This window comes from Pseudomonas sp. St386, from assembly GCF_018325865.1.
Taxonomy (GTDB): domain Bacteria; phylum Pseudomonadota; class Gammaproteobacteria; order Pseudomonadales; family Pseudomonadaceae; genus Aquipseudomonas; species Aquipseudomonas brassicacearum.
In genome coordinates, this window is sequence record NZ_AP021900.1 from 4,753,058 (window position 1) to 4,770,120 (window position 17,063).

General features: G+C 63.8%; 2 protein-coding genes. Both read right to left on the reverse strand.

Going from position 1 to position 17,063, the window contains the following annotated elements; all coding sequences use genetic code 11:
* Positions 1-89: 89 nt before the first annotated feature.
* Positions 90-3,314 carry a non-ribosomal peptide synthetase gene (locus tag KI235_RS20895; RefSeq protein WP_212795280.1) on the reverse strand — a complete coding sequence of 1,075 codons (3,225 nt, stop codon included), beginning with the start codon at positions 3,312-3,314 and terminating at the stop codon, positions 90-92.
* Positions 3,311-17,029 (reverse strand): non-ribosomal peptide synthase/polyketide synthase, encoded by a 13,719-nt coding sequence (locus KI235_RS20900; protein ID WP_212795281.1) that lies wholly within the window; start codon positions 17,027-17,029, stop codon positions 3,311-3,313. The genes KI235_RS20895 and KI235_RS20900 overlap by 4 nt, the downstream gene beginning before the upstream one ends.
* Positions 17,030-17,063: the final 34 nt, after the last annotated feature.

Below are 17,063 nucleotides of genomic sequence, written 5' to 3' on the forward strand. Positions count from 1 at the left end.
CACGCTCCGCGTGGGAATGCCGCCTGGGACGCTCCGCGTTCCATTTCTGGGAATCTCTGTTGGGCGGCGACCTTTTGTTTCGTGTGATGTCAGTTGCTTTGCGCAGCCCTGGCGGCTTGCAGCTGCCGAGCCTGTTCGGTCAGGCGGAGCTTTTCCTCGGGGCTCATCGCTTCCATGCGCAGGCGGACCTGGGCCATTTTCTCCAGTTGCCCCGGACTGCTCTCTAGCGCCCGCAAGGCCAGTGCCAGCGACGCCACGGTCGGATGATCGAAGACCAGGCCCGGATGAATTTCGCACTGCAACAACTTGCGAATACCGGCCACCAACTTGATCACCAGCAACGAATGACCTCCGGCGGCGAAGAAGTCGCGATCGATGCCCAATCGCTCCAGCCCCAGCAACTGCGCCATGCGTGCGGCGAGCAATTGCTCCAGCGCATCGCGCGGCGCGGCGTCTTTGTCATCCGTTGCCGCACCCGCCAACTGCTGCAACGCCTTGCGATCGATCTTGCCGTTGACCAATCGCGGGAAAGCTTCGATCAGCTGCATGTGCTGGGGCACCATCACACTGGGCAAGCGAGCGCTCAGCCCGGCACGGGCGGCGTCCAACACGCCCGCAGCGCTACCCGGCGGCGCCACGATAAAGGCCAACAGTCCCTGCTCGACCGACGCCGCCGGCAGCACCAGGGCTTCGGCCACCTGCGGCATGCGCAGAAGCACCGCCTCGATCTCCGCCAGTTCAATACGGAACCCGCGCACCTTGACCTGCTGATCACGCCGACCGTACAGCTGGATCGCCCCATTCGGGTGATACCGCGCCAGGTCGCCGGTGCGATATAACCGCTGCGCCGGATCAAATGGACTCTGAATGAACGTCTGCTCATCGGCCTCGGCATGCAGATAGCCCCGGCACAACTGCGCGCCGCCCAGGTACACCTCACCCAGCACGCCCACCGGCGCCAAGCGCAGATCGGCGTCCAGCAGGTAAACCTGGTTGTTGCCCAGCACCTGAGTCAGCGCCGCACAATCGCCGGCGGCGCCGTGCAGTGACAACGGATGAATCATCACCCCCACCGTGGCTTCGGTCGGCCCATAGTGGTTGAACACGCGGCAATCGCTGCGCAACCGGGCGATGCGCTCGATCAACGTCGCGGGGATCGGCTCGCCGCCCAGAATCAGCGTAAGCGGCAGTGTCGCCTGCTCACTGTCGAGCAGCGCCGCAAGGTGCGACGGCACGATTTTCAGGCAGTCGATCCGTTGCTGCTGCACGTACTGGGCAAACAACGCGCCGTCCTGCATCTGCTCATCGCTGGCCACATGCAGGGTGGCGCCATTGAACAATGCACCAAACAACGTCGTGTTGCCCAAATCTGCCGCCACGGTGGAACTGAAACCGACGTTTTTGCACTGCGCAAGCCCCAGGGCCTGACTGGCCTGGGCGGTGTAGTTGAGCAATTGCCGATGCTCGATCACCACGCCTTTGGGCACGCCGGTGGAGCCAGATGTAAACAACACATAGGCAATGTCGTTGCCTTTGGTGGCGAGCACCGGCAAGGGCGCTGCCGACTGACTGAGTTCAGCCAATGTCAGCGCCTTGTACGGCTGCCCCTGCCAGGTCGGCAGATGCGTCGCATCGGTGAGCAACATCGCCGCGTCGGCCTGTTCCAGCATCAACGCCTGACGCGCCTGGGGCCACTGCACATCCAGGGGCAGATACGCCGCCCCTATGCGCCAGCTCGCCAGCATTGCAATCACCAGTTCCACCGAACGCGGCAACGCCAGCGCGACAATCGACCCCTGGCCCAGACCTTGGTCCTTGAGGCACTGCGCCACACGGTCGACCCGGGCTTGCAACTGGCCATAGCTCAAGTGCTGATGGGCGTCGGTCAGGGCTATGGCGTCCGGCGTACGAATCGCCAGCTCGGCGATGCGCTGCGGCAGATAACGGCCATCCGCCAATGCCTGCATCGGCGGATTGATCGCCCGCAAGCGCTGCTCCTCGCTGCGACTGAGCAAATTGAGCTGCGCCAGTGCGGTTTGCGGGGCGGCAAGGATCGACGCCAACAGCACGCCGTACTGTTCCAGCACGACGCTGGCCGAGGCGAGCGAATAACGCGAACTGGCGTAAGACAGATTGACCGCGGCAAGCCGCTGGGCATCGTCCAATTGAACCTGTAACAGCAACTCGAACGCATCGGCCTGCACAAGCATTGGCTCCGGCGCCCAGTTCAGGTCGCCACTGCTCCTGGCACCGCTCGCCTGCCCCAGGGTAAAGCCGTAGACCGGGCGTGCGTCAGGCGCCAGGTCCGGGGTCCAGTATTCCTGCCAGGCGCGATGGGCTTCGAGGCCCGCCGCCAGTTCGCTCAACCACTCGCTGAACGCCACGCTGGCGGGCAACGAAACGCAAAGCGGCAGGGTTTTCTCGAACACGCCCACGGCATTGGCGAAGTATTCATAGTCGCCACGGCTGTCATGGCGCACACCGACCAGCGCCTGCTCAAGCCCGCTCAAACGTCCCAGCAACACCCACCACGCGCCTTGCAGCAGCGTGGCAAGCGGCTGGCCGAGCTGCTTGGCCAGACGGTACAACGCGTCACGCTGGGCAGGTTCCAGTGTCAGCGACACGCACCTGTCGCCTGCACCGGTCTCATTGCCGGCGCTGCGTGCGGCCAGCCACGGCGTGGCGATGTCCGTCTGCACGCCGTGCAGGTGCTGCTGCCAGTAGGTGCGTCCGGTGGCGGCATCTTCATCCAGCACCACCTCACTGCGCCATTCCAGGTATTGGGTGAACTCGCCCGGTGCGTCGTCTTCCGCTCCCTGGATCCCGGCGCAGGCTTGCTGCACCTGCTCAAGCAGCAGATTCAGGGATTGCCCATCGGCACTGCAGCGAGCAATGCCCAGCACCAGTTGCCATTGCCGTGGCGCCAGACGATAAAGCCCGGCCTGGAGGCTTTCCGATTCGCCGAGCACAAAAGCGCGCCCCATCGACTCCTTGATCTGCGCCTGGATGTCCTCGGCCCGTTGCTCGCCGGCCTGTACCGTCAGTGGGAAGCGAGCGGCGCTGGCGGCGGCCTGACGCCAACCGTGGAAACCGGCGACTTTGCCCAGCCGCGCCAAGAGCATCGGCTGCTGCGCCAGCAGCGTATCGAACGCGACCTGCAAGCGCTGCGGATCGAGATCACCGTCGATCACCACGTTCAGCCAGCGCAACGCCTCGCCACAGGTCGCCGTGGGCGACAGTTGTTCGAGCAGCATTTGTTGCTCGGGCGTCAGCGGGAAACTCGGGTCCTGTTGATCCATCGTTACTTCGTTCATGCTCCGGTTTCCTCCAGATTGCGCCTGCCCTGAATCGCGGGCCCGGCACTGGCCGGGTTGTCCAGCGCGTTACGGTCGTACATATCGCCCATGGCTACCACGATCTTGCGCGGGCCCTCGAACGGGTCGCGGGCGTGGGCCACCAGCATGTTGTCCAGCAGGATCACATCACCTTTTTGCCAGTCGAAACGCACCGCGCAGGCTTCATACAACTCACCGATACGCGCCATCACCTCGTCCTCAATCGGTGTGCCGTCGCCGTAATACACATGCCGAGGCATGCGCTCCAGGCCGAACATCGACAACAGGTCCTCCCGCACATCCGGGTCCAACCAATAGATGTGATGCAATTGCACCTGGTTGAAGAACGACTTCTCTCCGGTGATCGGGTGCGTGATGATCGCGGGCCCCGGTGTGCGGGTCTGCAACTCGTCGTTATCGAGCCAGCGCCATTGGATGCCGCCCGCCCGACAGCGGGCCTCCACTTCAAGGTGGTCTTCGGTCTTGAAGAAGTGCTGCCACGACACGTCGAGTTTGTCGGTGAAGGTGCGTACGTACAGCAACCCTTTGTCTTCGAACTTCTCGCGAAGGTCCGCCGGTAATCGTTCATACATCAACCGGCAATCCACCACCGGGGTCGCGCCGCCTACCGGTGCGGCTTGCTCGCAATAGAACATCTGCTTGCGCGGCCAGCGGCCCTGATGGGAGCTTTCGTTGTGGAACAGGATCATCTTGCGCTCGGGGTACGGCGTGGAACGGTAGGTGTTCTTGCCGCCTTCTTTCTTCGGCAGGTCGCCGTACTGACCATAAAGCCCTGGCTGTACCGCTTCGGCGAAGGCTTCAAAACCCTGGATACCGTCCAGCTCGAAACCGCGGAACAGAATGCCCGCATGCTCGGCCAGCTTTTGCTCGATCAGTGGCCGGTTCTGCTGGATCCACTCGATGACATCCAGATGGGGCTCGCCCGGCTCCAGCATCAAGGGAAAGCGCTGCGGTGCAGCCACCAGTGATTCACGCACCCGCGCCGCACGAGGCTTGGCGAGGGGTGTCACGGAACGCTTGAGAAACTTGCCCAGTTTGTCGGCCTTGGGCCCCGGGACGGTGGCAGGCGTGACGGCCGCCGCCATGTTGTCGACTGGCATGCTGATAGCTCCCAATTGAATGTCCTGATCAGCGACGATCTGTTCCAACAGGGCTGTCCAGGCCTGAATCAGGTGCTGGATGCGCTCATGTCCGAACAAGGTTGTGGCGAATTGCCAATTACCGCGCAATTGCCCTTCTTCTTCGTCAACGAACAACGCCATATCGAATTTAGAATGGGTCTCGAGCGCCGGCAGCAATTCCACGCTCAACCCGGTCATGGAGCGGGTGCGCACCGGCACGTTGTTCATCACGAACAACACCTGGAGCAACGGGTTCATGCCCTTGTGTCGCGGTACGCCCGAGGCTTCGACAATCTGGTCGAACGGCAAGTCCTGATGCTCCAGGGCGCCGAGCAGGTTGTCCTGGGTCTGCCCCAGGAAGCGCGAGAACGTGGCCGCGGCGTCGAAGCGCGAACGCAGGGGCAGTACGTTGACGAAGAAACCGATCAGCCGCTCCAGCTCAGGCTGTTCACGACCTGCCACGTCGGCCCCGACCACCAGGTCTTGCGCGTCGCAGAGCCGATGCAACAACACCTGGAAGGACGCCAGCAGCGTGCTGTACAGCGTGACACCGGCCTCGCTGGCTAACCGGCGCAAGGCCCCGCTCAGCGCGGTGGAAAGCCGGAACTGCAGCGCATCGCCGTCGTAGGACGCCGTCTGGCCCCGGGGGCTGCTCAGCGGCAAGTCCAGGCGCCCTTCGTAGCCGCCGAGCCGGTGTTTCCAGTACTCGGCCTGGCGCGCCAGCACGCCCTGCTCCTCCAGCGCCTGTTGCCACAGCGCGAAGTCATGGTACTGAACCTCCAGGGGTGGCAGCGGCATCGGTTCACCCTTGAGGGATGCCTCGTAGACCTGCACCAGTTCGTTGATCAACAGCCCCATCGACCAACCATCGGAGATGATGTGGTGCATGGCGTACAGCAACACGTGCTCCGTCGGCCCCAGGCGCAGGATCCGCCCGCGCAACAGCGGTGCCTGTTCCAGGTCGATGGGGATGCGCGCGTTTTCCAGCGTCGCTCGGGCCACCTGTTCCTGCTGGGCACTGGGCGACAGGCCAGCGAGGTCGATCACCGGGAAGTCCAGTTGCACCTCATCGGCAATCAGCGCCAGCGGATCGCCTTCTTCGTCCTGGACATACGCGGTGCGCAGTACGTCATGACGGCGAGCCACGTCGGCAAAGCTGCTCATCAGGTGCGCCATCGACAATTCGCCGCACAGGCGTAGCGCCATGGGCATGCCATAGGCCGACGTACCGCCGGACAATTGTTCGGCGATCCACAAACGTCGCTGCACCAACGACAGCGGTGCCGAACGTCGCGGCCCATGGGCCTTGAGCCGGACTTCATGGGAATCGCCCGCCCGGACCGGTTCATCGGCAGTGCCAGCCATCAGGACCGCCAGCGCCTTGAGCTGTGGATGATTGAACAAGTCACGCAGGCTCAGCGGATAGCCCGTCAGCTTGCGCAAACGCGAGACCGCCTGGGTTGCCAGCAAGGAGTGGCCGCCGCGTTCGAAGAAATGGTCGTTGCGACCGACCTGCTCCACTTCCAGCACCTCTTGCCAGATACCAGCGATCTGTTGCTCCAGTTCGCTGACGGGCGCCTCGTAACCGCTTTGCGACAACCCGGTCTCCACCGCCGGCAAGGCCTTGCGGTCGAGCTTGCCGTTGGGGGTCAGGGGCAGTTGTTCGAGGAACAGCAGGTGCGCCGGGATCATGTAGTCCGGCAGGTGTTCGCGCAGGGCCGCCTTGAGTTCATCGCGCAGGGCGCGTTGGGCTTCGGTGGCATTCAGGTTCAGCGTCGGGACGACCACGTAGGCCACCAGTTGCTGACCGCCCGGGGCGTCCTGGGCCAGGACCGCCACGTCACGCACCTCGGGCTGTTGCAGCAGCCGCGCTTCGATTTCCCCTAGCTCGATACGGAAGCCGCGGATCTTCACTTGATGGTCGATACGGCCCTGGTATTCGAGCACGCCATCGGCGCGGTAACGGCTCAAGTCCCCGGTGCGGTACAGGCGTTCGCCGGTTGTGGAGAACGGATTGGGCACGTATTTTTCGGCGGTCATCGCCGCGCGGCCGAGGTAACCACGGGTGATGCCCGCGCCGCTCAGGTACAGCTCCGCCGAGACGCCTTGGGGCACTGGTTGCAGGTCGGCGTCGAGCAGGTAGCTGGCGGTGTGTTTGAGAGGCCGGCCGATGTTCGCCGTGCCGCCGGCGGTGCGGCGGGTCCAGGTGGAATAGGTGGTGTCTTCGGATGGACCGTAGAGGTCGTAGACATGCGCTATCCCTTGTGGGAGCGAGCCTGTGGAAGCAAAACCTGCAAGAGTAGAACCTGCAGGAGCACTACCTGTGGGAGCAAAGCTTGCTCGCGATGGCGGTAGGTCAGTCACACATGGGCCAGCCGATAGGATGCTATCGCGAGCAAGCTTTGCTCCCACAGGCTTTGCTCCCACAGATTCTGACTCTAGAGGCTTAGCTTGCACCGGCCCAATCCCACAGGGGGAATTCTGGTACAGCGCGTCGACCAGGCTTTGCTTCAGGGGCTCACCGGCCAGGTTGATGATGCGCACACTGGCCGGAATCTCATCGCTGCGCAGCAACGCGGCAATCGCCGAGGGCACGGTGTTGATCAGGCGCACCTGATCGCGGGCCGGCAGTTGCGGCAGTTCCAGGGCATTGCGCGCGATGATCAGCGAGCCACCGTTGGCCAAGGTCACGAACAACTCCCACACCGACAGATCGAAGCACACCGAAGTCGAAGCCAACACACCCTGAATGTCATCGCGGCTGTAGACGGATTTGGACCAGTCGATCAGCGCCAGCACGTTGCGATGGGCAATCGCCACGCCCTTGGGCTTGCCGGTGGAGCCGGAGGTGTAGATGACGTAGGCGAGGTTGTCTGGCGTGACTTGGGTTATCGGTGCACTGAGTGGGTACTGCCCCAACTCGATCCGATCCAGCATCAGCACGGCGGTTTCAGCCGGCACGCTCAGCGTCGCCGCCACCGCCTGTTCGGTCAGCAACACCCGCGCACAACTGTCGTCGAGCATGTAGGCCACGCGCTCAACCGGGTAATCCGGGTCCAGCGGCACGTAGGCGCCACCGGCCTTGAGCACTGCCAGCAAAGCGATCAGCAGGTGTTCGGAGCGCGGCATCGCCACGCCGACGCGCACTTCCGGGCCTACACCCAGTTCGATGAGTTTATGGGCCAGGCGATTGGCGCGACCGTCGAGCTCGCTGTAGCTCAGTTGGGTGTTGGCGAAGGTCACCGCCAAGGCATCTGGCATGGCTTCAACTTGACGAGCAATCATCTGGTGGATGCACAGCCCTTGGTCGAACGGCGCGTCCACAGGGTTCCAGTCATGGATCAGGCGTTGATGTTCATCGAACTCCAGCATCGACAGTTCACCCAGGCAGCGCTCGCCGCCATCGGTCATCTGTCCCAGCAACTGAGCCAGATGGGCCGCCAGCCGTTGCACCGTGTCCGCCGAGAAACTCGCCTGCTGGTAGCTCATGTGCACCGACAGTTGCCGTTCCAATCCCACCAACAGCGTCAACGGGTAGCTGGTCTGCTCCTGGGTGAGCGGCGGACCAAAGCGCAAACCGTCCGGCGCGCCCTGCTCCAGGGCCTGGGCAATCGGATAGTTTTCGAACACCAACAGGCTGTCGAACAGCGCTTCCCCGCCCTGCCCGGCCCAGCGCTGGATGTCCAGCAACGCGGTGTGCTCGAATTCGCGCAGCGCCAGGTTTTGCGCCTGCACCGCTTGCAGCCAACTGTCCAGGGACTGCCCGGCCTGTGGGCTGGCGATCACCGGCAAGGTGTTGATGAACAGGCCGATCTGCTGCTCGATGCCCGGCAGATCCGCCGGACGACCGGCCACCGTCGCGCCAAAAGCCACGGTGTCTTTGCCGGTGTAACGCTGCAACAGCAGCAGCCACGCGGCCTGCACCAGCGTGTTGACGGTGACTTTCGAGGCACGGGCGAAGGCTTCCAGACGCCGGGTCAGCGTCTCGTCCAGGACCTGCACATGGTCGCCATAACCGGTGCCGGCCTGGGCCGGTGGTGCAATGACATCGGCCAGCCGCGTCGGGGCCTCCAAGCGTTGCAGCACAGGCGTCCAGAACGCTTCGCTGGCCACCGCATCCTGGCGTTGCAGCCAGGCGATGTAGTCCCGGTAGCGGCTGCCCGATGCGACGACAGGTTGGCCGCTGTAGCGTTGCAGCACTTCGCCGAGTAATTGCGAGTTGCTCCAGCCGTCCATCAGGATGTGATGGCAGGTGTAGATCAAGTGGTAGCGGTCCTCTGCCACGCGTGTCACCACCAGGCGCAGCAAGGGCGCCGCCTCCAGTTCGAAACCCTGCTGGCGCTGCGCCAGGGCAAGGGAGTGGAGGTCCTGGGACAGTTGCGCACTGGCGCGCCAGTCATGGAACAGGAAGGCAACGTCCAGCTGTTTGTGCACGACCTGCAGGGCACGCTTGAACTCACCTTCCCAGACGAAACTGCTGCGCAGCACTTCATGGGCGTCCATGGCCGCCTGCCAGGCCTGGCGGAAGCGCTCGACGTCCAACCCTTCGACATCCACCCGCAGCTGATTGATGTAGCTGCCGGCCTGTTGCTCATACAACGTATGGAACAGCATGCCTTGCTGCATGGGCGACAACGGATAAATGTCTTCGACTTGCCGGGGCGCCAGTGGCAACGCGTCCAGCTCAGCCTGGGTCAACCCGGCCAGCGGGAAGTCCGACGGCGTGAAGCCTTGGTGCGGTGCCTGGCAGCAGTGCTCGATCAGGGCCTGCAACTCTCGGCCATAGTCCAGGGCCAGCGTCTGGATCGTCGATTCGTCGAACATCTGCGTGCTGAACGTCCAGTCGATACTCAGTTCGCCGGCGTAGACACTGCCATTGAGGGTCAACCAGTTGTCCAGCGGCGCCAGCGGGCTCTGTGGTGCGCCCGCCGATTCGCTGGCCGGGATAAACAAGCCATCGGCATCATCGGCGAATGCGCTGTCGAACTGGCCCAGGTAGTTGAAGGTAATGCGTGGCACAGGCAACGCCTGGAGGGTACGACGGGTCTGCTCATCCCCCAGGTAGCGCAGCGCACCGAATCCGAGCCCTTTGTCGGGTATCGCCCGCAATTGCTCCTTGATCGCCTTGAGCGAATCCCCTGCGGTGACGGCCGGGGTCAAGCGTACCGGGAACAGGCTGGTGAACCAGCCGACGCTACGACTCAGATCCAGATCATCGAACAACGCCTCACGGCCGTGCCCCTCCAGCTGAATCAAGGTCGAGGCGTCGCCGGACCAGCGGCCAATCACCCGGGCCAGAGCCGTCAACAACAGATCGTTGACCTGGGTTCGGTAGGCCGCCGGCGCTTGCTGCAAGAGTTGTCGGGTCTGGTTTTTATCCAGCCGCGTCTGAACCTGCGCCCCATGGCACCTGCGCAGTTCGCCCTCGGGCCGGTCGCAAGGCAAATCGGCGCGAGCGTCCTGCAGTTGCCCTTGCCAATAGGCTATTTGAGCCTGTAACGCCGCACTGCCGGCATGCCCCTGCAACCGTTGCGCCCAAGCCTGGGTGGCACTGGTCTTGGCGGGCAGTTTCAGGGCCTGGCCGGCCTGCAGTTGTTGATAAGCCTGTTGCAGGTCTTCCAGCAGAATGCGCCACGACACTCCGTCTACCACCAAGTGATGGATCACCAGCAACAGCCGCTGGCTGCCATCGGCCAGGCTCGCCAAGACCCCGCGCAACAGTGCGCCGTTCTGCAGTTCGAGACTGCGCTGGGCTTGTTCGGCCAACCGTTCAAGCGCCGCAGCATCTGCCACCTCGGCGGTCCACAACAGCGGTGAGCGTTGCCAAAGCCCCTGTTGCTCGGCGAGGCTTTGATGGCGAGCGGTCCAGGCGTCGTTCTCACGGGTGAAGGCCAGGCGCAAGGCATCGTGGTGGGCAACCAATGCCTGCAACGCCTGCTCCAGATGAGCGGCGTCCACTGGCCGTTGCCCCTTGAGCAGCACCGATTGGTTCCAGTGATGCGGCTCGGCCATGTCCTGTTCGAAAAACAGTTGCTGGAACGGCAGCAACACCGCGTCGCCCGTCACCGGGCCCTGGTCGATGCCCGGGCCGCTGTCCCCCTGGTTCGCCACGCTGGCGAGGCCCTGGATGGTCTGGTGGACGAACAGATCCTTGGGACTGAAATGAATCCCGGCCTGCCGCGCCCGGCTGACCATCTGGATCGAGATAATCGAATCGCCCCCCAGCTCGAAGAAGTTGTCACCCACCCCCACTTGCTCGCGTCCGAGCACGCTTTGCCAGATCGCGGCCAGGGTCTGTTCGAGGGCGGTGATCGGTGCGATGTAAGCCTTGGGGCTGGCGCTGATATCGGCTTTGGGCAGTGCCTTGCGTTCCAGTTTGCCGTTGGGGCTGACGGGCATTTTTTCCAGCCACACCCAGTGCTGCGGCACCATGTAGTCGGGCAAGGACTGGCTCAAATGGTCCTTGAGGCGACCTTGCAGCGCCTGGCGGACGGTGTCTTCGGCGCTCAGCAGTTCAGCGCGGGCTGGCACCAGGTAGGCCACCAGCAAGGTGCCGTCCTGGGCGATGACGACGGTTTCGCGCACCTCGGCGTGCTCGGCCAGGCGCACTTCGATTTCCCCCAGCTCAATGCGCAGGCCACGGATTTTCACCTGATGGTCCATGCGCCCGGCGTATTCAATCACGCCATCGGTGCGATAGCGCGCCAGGTCACCGGTGCGATACAGCCGCTGCCCCGTGCCGAAGGGGCCGGTCACGAAGCGTTCGGCGGTCAGCGCCGCGCGTCGATGGTAACCCCGGGCCAGGCCCTCGCCCGCCAGGTACAGCTCGCCCGTCACACCGACCGGCACCGGCGACAATTCATCGTCCAGGATGTAAGTACCCAGGTTGGCAATCGGCTGGCCGATCGGCACGCTGTCGCGACCGTCCTGGACACAGGTCCAATGGGTGACGTCGATGGCTGCCTCGGTCGGACCGTAGAGGTTGTACAGGCTGGCGTTCGGCAGTTTGGCGAACACCTGCTGCTGCGCATCCACCGGCAGGGCTTCGCCGCTGCACACGATCCGCTTCAGGCTGGTGCATTGGGCCACGTGTGGGTCTTGCACAAACGCCTGCAACATCGACGGCACGAAGTGCAACGTGGTGATGCGCTGCGCGGTGATCAGCTCGATCAGTTGCGTCGGGTCGCGATGAGCGCCCGGCGCGGCCACCACCAGCGTCGCGCCGGTCAGCAGCGGCCAGAAGAACTCCCACACCGATACGTCGAAACTGAAAGGCGTTTTTTGCAGCACGCTGTCCGTGGCATCGAGCCCATAGGCCTGCTGCATCCAGCACAGCCGATTGACCAGGGCCGAATGACGATTGCCCGCGCCCTTGGGCTTGCCGGTGGAACCGGAGGTGTAGATCACGTAGGCCAGGTTTTCAGCGTCAACGTCGACGCACGGATTGGCATCGCGACCTGCTTGCAGCCCGTCCTCGGGCTGATCCAGCACCAGACAGCGAATGGCCTCCGGAACGGGCAACGCGTCCAGTAGATGGCGCTGGGTCAGCAGCAGGCCGATGCCACTGTCGTCGAACATATAGGCCAGGCGATCCCGTGGATATTCAGGGTCCAACGGTACGTAGGCACCGCCGGCCTTGAGAATCGCCAACAGCCCCAGGACCATTTCCACGGAACGCTCGACGGCGATACCCACCAGCACATCCGGGCCGACACCCTGATCGATCAACCGATGCGCCAACCGGTTGGCCCGGGCGTTGAGCTCGGTGTAGGTCAGGCGTTGCTCGCCGAAAACCAGCGCCGGGGCGTCCGGGGTCCGCGACACCTGCTCTTCGATCAAGCTGTGCACACTGCGATCGAGCGGGTATTGGACTGCCGTGGCGTTCCACTCCACCAGCATGCGCCGACGTTCGTCAGCGTCCAGTAGCGCCCACTGCGCAACAGGGCGATGCAGGTCCTGCACCAAGCCTTGCAACAGGTTGAGCCAATGCTGGCCCATGCGCTCGATGGTGGCCGGCTCGAACAGATCCGTGGCGTAGGTCAGGGCCGCGTGCAGGCCTTGGGCGCTGTCGCTGGTGTCCAGGCTCAGGTCGAACTGCGCGGTGCGCTGCGCCCAACCCATAGGCTCGATGGCCAGGTCCGGCAAGGCAGTTGTCAACGCCGTGTCGGTTTCGTTGCGATGGTTGAACATGGCCTGGAACAGCGGGCTGTGACTCAGGTTGCGTTGCGGTTGCAGGGCATCGACCAATTGCTCGAACGGCAGATCCTGGTGCATCTGCGCCGCCATGGCCGTCTGCTTGAGCTGTTGCAGCAAAGCGGCGCCGGTCAAGTCGCTGTGGAATTCGGCTCGCAGCACCTGGGTATTGACGAAAAACCCGATCAATCGCTCGGTTTCCAGGCGCTGGCGGTTGGCAATCGGCACCCCGACGCGAATGTCGGCCTGGCCGCTGTAACGGTGCAACAACGCTTGGAAGGAACCGAGCAACAGCACGAACAACGTGATGTTTTCCCGGCGGGCCAAGGCTTTGAGGGCGTCGTTCAACGGGCGATCGAGCACGACCGGCAACCGTGCGCCTCGCATGCTTTGCTGAGCCGGACGCGGATGGTCGGTGGGCAGTTCCAGCAGCGGCTGTTCATCGCCCAGTTGTTCGGTCCAGTAGGCCATTTGCCGGTCCCGTTCACCGGCAGCCATCCATTGCCGCTGCCAGACGGCGTAGTCGGCGTATTGCACCGCCAGGGCTGGCAACTGCGCGGACTGGCCCTGGATGAACGCCGAGTACAGGCTCATCAGGTCATCGACCATCACCTGCAACGACCAGGCGTCGGCAACGATGTGATGCAGAGTCAGCACCAGGATGTGCTCTTGCTCGCTCAGCGCCAGCAGGCCGACGCGCAACAGCGCATCGTTCAGCAGATCGAACGGGCGTTGCGTCTGCTGCTCGATAAATGCCTGGATACCGGCCTCGTCATCCACCGCCAGACGCTGCTCGACGAAGTCGACCTGCCCCTGGGCACGCATCACCTGACAGGTCCGGCCATCGTCTTCGACGAAGGTGGTGCGCAAACTTTCGTGACGCTCCAGCAGCGCTGCAAAGCTTTGACGCAGGGCGCCTGTATCCAGCGCACCGCGCAGCCGCAGCGCCGTCGGAATATTGTAGGCGGCGCTGTCGGGGTCCATTTTCCACAGGAACCATTGGCGTTCCTGGGCAAAGGACAATGGCAACGGCTTGTCACGAGGTACCGGCACCAGCGCCAACGGTTGTTCACCGTGGCCGGCGTCGAGGGCCTGCACAAAATCCTGCAACGTGCTGTGTTCGAACAGACTGCGCAACGGCACCTCGATATCCAGCGCCCGACGGACCCTCGACACCACTTGGGTCACCAGCAACGAATGTCCGCCCAACTCGAAGAAGTTGTCCACAAGCCCGACACGCTCGAGCTTGAGTACCTCCTGCCAGATCGCCGCCACCTGTTGCTCACGCGCACTGCCGGGCGCCACATAGGCACGTTGCAACTCGCTGGCATCCGGGGCCGGCAACGCCTTGCGATCGACCTTGCCGTTGGGCGTCAACGGCAGTTGCGCGAGGAACAGCAGATGCGCCGGCACCATGTATTCCGGCAATTGCGCCTTGAGCGCGGTTTTGAGCGCGGTGCGCAATGAGGCCTCGGCATCCGCTTGTGGCACTGCGTCAATGGGCACTACATAGCCCACCAGTTGCGCGCCGGTCGGGCCTTCATGAGCCACCACCACGGTTTCCCGCACACTGGCCTGGGCCAGCAGCGCCGCTTCGATTTCCCCCAGTTCGATGCGCAAGCCGCGGATCTTGACCTGATGGTCGATACGGCCGATGTACTCCACTACGCCTTCAGCCCGATAGCGGGTCAGGTCACCGGTGCGGTACAGGCGCTCGCCCGTTGTGGAGAACGGGTCCGGCACAAAGCGTTCGGCCGTCAGGGCCGGACGCTGGAAGTAACCGCGGGCCAGTCCGTCGCCACCGATCAGCAATTCACCCGGCGCGCCAGGCGGGTTGAGCGTCAGGTCGCTGCCGACGATGTACAGCGCCGTGTTGTCCAGGGGTTGGCCAAGGAACGGACGGCTGTTTTCAGGGCTCAGCGGATGCACCGCCGACCAGATCGTGGTTTCGGTCGGGCCATAGAGGTTCCAGACCTTCGGTGAAAGCGCCAGCAGCCGTTGCGCCAACTCAAGGGGCAACGCCTCGCCGCCGCACAGGAAGGTGCGACCTGCCAGCAGCGCAGATTGTTCATGATCCAGCAACATGCGCCAGCTCGAAGGGGTGGCTTGCAGCACCGTCACGTCGTGCCGTTCGATCAGCGCCAGCACCGCCTGCGGATCCTGGTGTACGTTTTGGCCGGTCAGCACCACGCTGGCCCCGGTCGACAGCGGCCCGTAGATCTCCAAGCCAAAAATATCGAAGGAAAAGGTGGTCAGCGACAGCATGCGATCGCTGGCCGTGAGGCCTGGCTGGGCGATCATGCTGGAGACGAAATTGCTCAGCGCGCCATGGCGCACCATCACCCCCTTGGGTTTGCCGGTGGAGCCGGAGGTGTAGATCACGTAAGCCAAGTGTTCGGCGCTCAGCGCCACCGCCGGGCAGCTGCGCGGGGCCTCCTGCAGGGCAGCATCCGGCTGATCCAGCAACAGGGTTTCGAGCGTTGCCGGGATCGGTAATCGAGCCTGCAAACGGGCCTGGGTCAGCAGCAGTTCGATACCGCTGTCCTGGATCATGTAGGCCAGGCGATCCTCAGGGTACGCCGGGTCCAGTGGCACGTAGGCGCCGCCGGCCTTGAGGATCGCCAGCAGGCCGATAATCATCTCGGCGCTGCGCTCCACCGCAATCCCCACCGGCTGGTCAGGCGTCACGCCCAGGACAATCAAGCGGTGGGCGAGCTGGTTGGCGCGTGCATCCAACTGCCCGTAGGTCAGGGCCTGCCCATCGATCGTCAGCGCCAGCGCATCGGGGCTGACGCGGGCCTGTTCGGCGATGCGCTGGTGCACGCACCCGGCCTCGACACCATGCTCAACCACGCGAAACCAGTCTTGCTGCATCAGGCGCTGTTGCGTGGCATCGAGCAACGGCAACTCGCCGATACGTTGCTGCGGTGCATCGACGATGCCTTGCAGCAGGTTCTGCCAGTGACGGGCCAGGCGTTCGATGGTCTGTGGTTCGAAGAGATCGGTGGCGTAGGTCAGCTCCGCGACCACACCCTGCCCGGTTTCATACGTGCCCAAGGTCAAATCGAACTGGGCGGTGTGCCCTTCCCACACCAGGTCCTCGATGCTCAGCTGCGGCAATTGCATCTGCCGGTCCTGGGTGTCGCTGGCGGTCTGGTGGTTGAACATGACCTGGAAGATCGGGCTGTGACTGAGGCTGCGCTCCGGCTGCAGGGCCTCGATCAACTGTTCGAACGGCAGGTCCTGATGAGCCTGGGCGGCCATGGCCGACTGCTTGACCTGGGCGAGCAGGCGGTCGAACGGCAATTGCCCATCGACATCGGCGCTGAGCACCTGGGTGTTGACGAAAAAGCCGATCAGGCCCTCGGTTTCGACCCGGTTGCGGTTGGCCACCGGCACGCCGACACGGATCTGCGGCTGGCCGCTGTAGCGGTGCAGCAAGGCCTGGAACGAGGCCAGCAACACCATGAACAGGCTGGCCCCTTCGCGCTGGGCCAGTTGCTTGAGCGCGGCGCCCAGTTCCGGCGCCAGGTTCAAGTCCAGGCGTGCACCACGAAAGCTCTGCACGGGTGGGCGCGGATGATCCAGCGGCAACTCCAGCACCGGCTGTTCGCGGCCCAGGGTCTGGACCCAATAGGCCAATTGTCGCTCGCGCTCACCGGCTTCGAGCCAGTGGCGCTGCCAGATCGCATAGTCGGCGTACTGCACGGTCAGTTCCGGCAAGACCAGGGACTGGCCGGCGGTGTCGGCGGCGTAATGGCGCACCAGTTCGTCCACCAGCACCTGCATCGACCAGCCATCGGAAATGATGTGGTGCTGGATCAGCACCAGCACGTGGTCGTCCTCGGCGATGTTCAACAGCGAAACCCGCAGCAACGGCCCTTGGCGCAGGTCGAATGGGCGCGCGCTCTCGCGCTCGACGAACGCCTTGATGCTGTCGTCCTGGCTGAGCGGCGAACTGGCGGGCAACGCCTCGACCGCGATGCGCAGGGGCATTTGCCGGTGAATGACCTGCACGGTCTGCTCGCCGTTCTCGATGAAGGTGGTGCGCAAGCTCTCGTGGCGCTCGACCAGGGCGTTGAAGCTGCGCTCCAGGGCCGCTACGTCCAGCCGTCCCTTGAGGCGCAAGGCACTGGGGATGAGGTAGGCCGAGCTGTGGGGGTCCATCTGCCACAGGAACCACTGGCGCTCCTGGGCATAGGACAGCGCGATCTGTTCGAACCCGGAGCGGACCTCGGGGATCGGCAGATTGGCCGGCGAGACGCCCTCTTCGAGCATCTTTTCCAGGTAGAGCTTACGTTTGTCCAGCGGCAGAGTGATAAAGCGCTTGGCAATCCTCAAAGCAACACTCTTGTCCATCAGACTTCCTCCATTTCATCAAGCAGGGCTTCCA